Annotated in this window: 5 protein-coding genes; 3 read left to right on the forward strand and 2 right to left on the reverse strand. The window is 66.8% G+C overall.

The window, feature by feature from the left end; genetic code table 11:
• Positions 1 to 201 precede the first annotated feature (201 nt).
• Positions 202 to 585, forward strand: a complete 384-nt coding sequence (locus tag AB0A61_RS40755; protein WP_361304602.1) for a hypothetical protein — start codon at positions 202 to 204, stop codon at positions 583 to 585.
• Between the two features lie 259 nt (positions 586 to 844).
• A complete protein-coding gene (locus AB0A61_RS40760) occupies positions 845 to 1,522 on the forward strand; it encodes an SMI1/KNR4 family protein (RefSeq protein WP_361304605.1) in 678 nt (225 codons plus the stop codon).
• A gap of 78 nt (positions 1,523 to 1,600) precedes the next feature.
• Here AB0A61_RS40760 and pyrF read toward each other — a convergent pair whose 3' ends face one another.
• A complete protein-coding gene (gene pyrF / locus AB0A61_RS40765) occupies positions 1,601 to 2,356 on the reverse strand; it encodes an orotidine-5'-phosphate decarboxylase (protein ID WP_361304607.1) in 756 nt (251 codons plus the stop codon).
• A 930-nt stretch (positions 2,357 to 3,286) separates the two neighbouring features.
• On the opposite strand from pyrF, the gene AB0A61_RS40770 reads away from it, so the two are divergent.
• A complete protein-coding gene (locus tag AB0A61_RS40770) occupies positions 3,287 to 4,435 on the forward strand; it encodes an IS630 family transposase (protein ID WP_361304610.1) in 1,149 nt (382 codons plus the stop codon).
• Here the strand turns inward: AB0A61_RS40770 and AB0A61_RS40775 are convergent.
• The gene (locus AB0A61_RS40775) at positions 4,416 to 4,919 is read right to left on the reverse strand and encodes an ATP-binding protein (RefSeq protein ID WP_361304613.1); all 504 of its coding nucleotides are present in this window, start codon (positions 4,917 to 4,919) and stop codon (positions 4,416 to 4,418) included. The genes AB0A61_RS40770 and AB0A61_RS40775 overlap by 20 nt on opposite strands.
• Positions 4,920 to 5,105 lie beyond the last annotated feature (186 nt).

A 5,105-nucleotide genomic window follows, 5' to 3' on the forward strand; every position in this document is an offset into this window, starting at 1 on the left:
CGAAGTTGGGCGCTCGTGGTCATGGCATGCGGATTCCCCTGCCTGATCGGGTCCCGACGGAAGTCACCCTTTTGACCCCCAGTTCCCCGTGAGTCCCCGTCGGTTCTGGCACGAGAGTGGTACGGCCGGGGAACCACGTCACGACGCCTCGATGCGGACTATGGGCATGGTGGTCGCTGAGGTTTCCAGGAAACCCTCGCTGTGGTCGACGGTCACTTCATGGGGCCCGGCATGGCCTGGCCGGAACTGTTGTCCGCCGCTCGGCAGTCGGCAACAGAAGGCGTGAGTGATGCTGACGCCCGTCTCTTGCTGCTCTTCCCCACACTCGGCGACGCGCTGCTTCCCGACGATGCAGCCGCGGCCCTCACCCCTGCGCTCGCCGCTCTCACCCTGATCGAAGAGCCCGCCGAGGTGGCAAGGATGCTCCTTGAGAACCAGGGTCAATGGGCTCCCGCTCGGTGGAGGTTGGCAGACGGCGTCTGGATCAACGACGGTGGGCACTCCTACCGGAACCCCAGCAATGCCTTCGCTCTGCCCGAGGGGCGCCTTTTGGAGATCAGTAGCGCACTGCAGGGTGGGAGCTGAGTACCGCTTTAGGAGCGAGGTGAGGCCATCGCGGGCCCGACCTGCGAGGTCCCTGGTTTGCCGCAGTGCGGCCGTGCTGTCCGCTTCGCGCTCCGATTCCCCGTGAGTCCCCGCCTGTTCTGGCACGAGAGCGGCACGGCCATAGGACTATTCGTCCGTTGGGTAGAGGTTGCTGGGACGCCTCTGCGGGCGAGGAGCTGCTGGTGCGTGCCAGGCCTGAGCATGGGCAGCGGGGGGACAGCCGATATCGTCAGGCGCTATGACCGACTGGACCGGGGTACGCGAGCGGGTTCTGGCTCTGGCCGCAGGCTCGAGCAGCGACAAGGTGTTCGGGTCGATGGGGCACGGCTTTGCGCTCGATGCACCTCTGACGGCGGTCGAGGTAGCCGATCTCGAGGCCTGGTTGGGTGTTGAGCTGCCCGAGGACTATCGCTCGTTCCTGCTTCACGTCGGAGCCGGCGGGGCTGGTCCGGCTTACGGTGTTTTTCCGGTGCGGCGCGTGGACTCCGGCGGTTGGCGCTGGATTGGAGATGCCCCTGAGGAGGTCGAGCCGGGCATGGTCGCCGAGTTGTTTCCGGGCGGGGCGGACCCGGAGGCAGCAGTAGAGATCCTGGCCGAGCAGCCGCCTCTGGGGGACTTCGACGACCTCGCCGATTTCGAAGCGGCCTTTGAGGTGTGGGAAGAGCGTCTGGCAGATGTGCAGTATGACCCGCGCTTTACTGCGGGCGCGCTTTGCCTGTGCGATGAGGGCTGCGGGCTGACGGCCTGGCTGGTTGTCACGGGATCGGAGCACGGCCGAATATGGCGTGACCCGCGCTCCGATGGCAAGGATCTGCATCCGGTACGTGACGCCAGCGGCTCTCTGTTGGACTTCGCAGGCTGGTATCTCGGGTGGCTCGCGGCCGCCGAGGCGGTCTCTGGTGGGGGACCGTTCTGAACGGCCGTGAACCGAGCTGAATGAGACGGAAACTGAGACGGCCTGGCACAAGGCCGGGCCGTCTCCACCTACGGCGACCTATGTCCTGTCGGACGTACGGAGTACGTTTCTCGCCTCGCCCCATTCCGAGGGGTGGGGTGGGGCTGTCAGGTTGGCCCAGACACGGTGGAATGCAGACAGCGGATCCGGCGCGCGCGTGACCGTGCGGCCTACGACCACATGTGAGGCTCCGTCCGCGACGGCGGCCCGCGGTGTGCCGGGGCGGGCATGTTCGGCAGCAGACTCGCCGGCCAAGGCAACTCCGGGGGTGACGATCAGGGCATCGCTTCCCAACGCCCTGCGCAGGGCTGCGACTTCCTGCGGTGAGGCGATCACGCCGTGGCATCCGGCCCGCTCGGCCAGGCCGGCCAGCCGCAGCACTTGGCCCTCGGCGGAGCCGGCAACGCCGATGTCGACGAGGTCGGCGTCGGTCATGCTGGTGACGACGGTGAGGGCAAGGACACGAAGGTCGGGATAGTCGCGGGCCGCATCGACCGCGGCGGCCATGATCCCCGTCCCACCCATGCTGTGCACAGTCACCATGGAGACGCCGAGTGCGCCTGCCGCGCGGACTGCGCCGGCGACAGAGTTCGGGATCTCGAAGAGCTTGAGGTCCAGGAACACCTCGTTGCCCCGGGCGACGAGGTGTTCCACGAACTGGGGTCCGACCGCGGTGAGGAGCTCCAGGCCGACCTTGTAGAAGCGGCACTCGTCACCGAGTTGATCAACGACAGCTTGAGCGGCGGGGAGGTTGTCGCAGTCCAGCGCGACGATGCTCTGAGGGGTCGGGTCCATGACGCCATTGTGATCTCGCGGCGTCGACCGCTTCACACCGCCCTATTCTCACTGCCCTGCACCACCCTGGAACAGGACCTCGGCGATGCCGTGGACGTTTCCGGTCGCAGCACCAGTTTGGAAGAGTGCGTATGCGGACGACGGCCGACCTGGCAAGTCGCTGACCTGTGCAGGAGCGCCTGTGACGCCGCAGTTCCCCGTGAGTCCCCAGCACATCCCGCGGCACCGGGCACGCGGCGGGCACGGCTCATACGGATGGCGATCGCGGGAGACGAGAGAGACCGTGGGCTTGTGGACCTCTCGTTGGCGTGGACGTTCGAGGGTGTAGGCAGCGCTGGTCTGGCAGTGGATGACGTTGCGGCGGCCGTCAGCGCTCTGGAAGCCGCTGTCGAGCGCATAGGCCGATTCGTCGAATCTCCTTGGATGTGGGACCAGTTGAGGCATTCCGCAACGCTCATGGGGGCTCGGACGCTTGACGAAGGGCTTCAGGCTGTGGAGCGGGGGCACGCCTGGTCGTTGGCCATCGACGGTGTGTTCGTAGAGCTCTTTCCACGGGGAGTGGTGCGGGCGTCACGCAATCAACGAGGAGACACTGTCGTTCTTCGACCCGTCCTCGCGACAGCTGCTGCGGGTGCGACCCAACCCGCTGCCCAGCGAGGAAATCCGTAGGCTGCGGGGCCTGCGTCCGGCTGGTCCGCCGCCGTGTCCGGGCGTCGAGGTTCATTCTCGGCTACATGCGCGCTGCCATGTTGCTACCCCAAAGACTCAAGGCAGTCCCTGTGCTACCGCTAAGGGCCCCATGCGTACGGCTCTGTTGCCGTCATCTTCTGCCGTCACGACCTGCTAGTGCTCTGACCACATACGTTGGCCGGGTCGGTGGTCGAGGCAGTTGGATGTCCGGTGACGTCCGATCCGACCGCTGGGGGTGTGGTGGCCGAGCCTGTCCGTGTGCGCAGGTTGACCGACCAAGAGGGGCAGAAGCTGCAGCAGATCGTGCGCCGGGGCAGCACCACTTCGGTGCGCTTCCGGCGGGCGATGATGCTACTGGCCTCGGCCGGCGGGAACCGGGTCCCGGTGATCGCGAAGCTGGTGCAGGCCGACGAGGACACCGTCCGGGACGTGATCCACCGGTTCAACGAGATCGGCCTGGCCTGCCTGGACCCTCAATGGGCGGGAGGCCGGCCCCGCCTTCTCAGCCCTGACGACGAGGACTTCGTCCTCCAGACGGCCACCACCCGCCCGACCAAGCTCGGCCAGCCGTTCACCCGCTGGTCGATCCGTAAACTCGCCGCCTACCTGCGGAAAGTCCACAGCCGCGTGATCCGGATCGGCCGCGAGGCGTTACGGTGCCTGCTCGCCCGCCGCGGCATCACCTTCCAGCGCACCAAGACCTGGAAGGACTCACCGGACCCTGAGCGCGACGCCAAGCTCGACCGCATCGAGCACGTCCTGGAACGCTTCCCCGACCGCGTCTTCGCATTCGACGAGTTCGGCCCGCTCGGCATCCGCCCCACCGCCGGCTCCGGCTGGGCCCGCTCCGGTCACCCCGAACGGCACCCCGCGACCTACCACCGCACCCACGGCGTCCGCTACTTCCACGGCTGCTACTCGATCGGCGGCGACACCCTGTGGGGCGTCAACCGCCGCAAGAAGGGAGCCGCGAACACCCTGGCCGCGCTCAGGTCGATCCGCGCGGCTCGCCCGGACGGCGCCCCGATCTACGTCATCTTGGACAACCTGTCCGCCCACAAGGGCGAGACCATCCGGCGCTGGGCGAAGAGACACCGGGTCGAGCTGTGCTTCACCCCGACCTACGCGTCCTGGGCCAACCCGATCGAGGCCCACTTCGGACCGCTGCGTCAGTTCACGATCGCCAACTCCAACCACCGCAACCACACCGCGCAGACCCGAGCGCTTCACTCGTACCTGCGCCGGCGCAACACAAACGCCCGTCACCCCGACGTCCCGGCCGCACAACGTCGCGAGCGCGCCCGCATCCGCTGCGAGAAGGGCATCCGCTGGGGAGGGCGTCCCCTCTCCGCTGAACGGCTTCAGGTCCTCAGGCCGAGGGCTGCATGACGACCTGCTCACCCTCTCCGTCCGGTGCCTCGAAGTTGGTCAGGTAGCGGCTGAACAGCGTCTCGTCCACTGTGACGGAGTTGGGGCCTTCCTCGCCGTTCCGTGCTTCAAGGCGATGTTCCAGGGTCGTCCGATCGGCCTTGAGGTGGATCAGTTCCCATCGGCCGCCGTGCTTCTCGATCAGCGCCTTGTAATCATCACGGGCGGCACGACTCCAGAAGCTGTAATCCACCACCACATCGCGCCCGGCCAGCATCAGCTCGACCAGTTCCTGACGCTGCTCGCGGCGGACCTCTTCCTTGAGCTGGTCGAACGCCTCCGCTTCCAGCACCAGGCCGGCGTCACGCTGCCCGAGTCGCTGCCAGACCACCTCATCGATCGACAGGCGAGCGTAACCGCGTCGCACCAGATCCCTCGCGTAGGTGGTCTTGCCCGCTCCCGGAAGACCACACATCAGCACCACCGTGCTCAATCGCTGCGTCACGGAGCCAGGTTAATCCCGAGGACGCGCCATCCTCCGTGGCCAGGAGCGCACCCGCTGAAGCCCAACCCGGCGAACTTATGTGGTCAGAGCACTAGTAGGACTCCGTTAGGTCTGTGTGTCGACCTTGTTCAGGGGCACGGTGAGTGTGTGGACGCACATGAAGTGAACCGTGTTCGGGCGACGTTG

Origin of the sequence: Streptomyces sp. NPDC046197, assembly GCF_040646295.1 — a bacterium.
Lineage (GTDB): Bacteria > Actinomycetota > Actinomycetes > Streptomycetales > Streptomycetaceae > Streptomyces.

Coding starts and splice junctions, on each gene's coding strand:
- pyrF (WP_361304607.1), bottom strand. CDS start 2,356: ATGGACCCGACCCCTCAGAGCATCGTCGCGCTGGACTGCGACAACCTC.
- AB0A61_RS40760 (WP_361304605.1), top strand. CDS start 845: ATGACCGACTGGACCGGGGTACGCGAGCGGGTTCTGGCTCTGGCCGCA.